Origin of the sequence: Paraburkholderia sp. NMBU_R16, from assembly GCF_013282575.1 — a bacterium.
Classification (GTDB): Bacteria; Pseudomonadota; Gammaproteobacteria; order Burkholderiales; family Burkholderiaceae; genus Trinickia.
Genome location: NZ_JAAAYE010000301.1, coordinates 1 through 470, shown reverse-complemented (window position 1 = coordinate 470; position 470 = coordinate 1). Strand labels below are relative to the sequence as shown.

The following is a 470-nucleotide window of genomic DNA, read 5'->3' as shown; positions in this document are numbered from 1 at the left end:
CTAGTGTTCTGTCCCAGAAATAACTTTGCATAAGCGCCCAATCTTTTCGAGTATCGAATCGGCGGTGGCCGTCCACATGAACGGGCGTTTATGCAGGTTGTACTGATCGACGTACCGTTGGATGCTGGAGATCAATTGACGCACGCTCTCGAACGATCCGCGACGAATTGCCTGTTGGGTGATCAAGCCGAACCAGCGCTCGACTTGATTGAGCCAACTCGAGTACGTCGGCGTGAAGTGCATGTGATAGCGAGCCCGTCTGGCCAACCATGCCTTGACTTTCGGATGCTTGTGGGTCGCATAGTTGTCGACGATGAGATGCACATCGAGATTCGCGGGCACCGCACGATCGATGTGATTCAGAAACGCGATGAATTCCTGATGCCGGTGACGCGGCTTGCATTGAGCAATGACCTCGCCGGTAGCGGCATTCAGAGCAGCAAACAGCGTCGTTGTGCCATGGCGAATGT

At 54.3% G+C, this 470-nt stretch carries 1 protein-coding gene; it reads right to left on the bottom strand.

Annotated elements, in window-relative coordinates; translation table 11 throughout:
* On the bottom strand, positions 1-470 hold a 470-nt coding region (locus GWC77_RS28345), incomplete at its 5' end, for an IS630 family transposase (protein WP_173262956.1).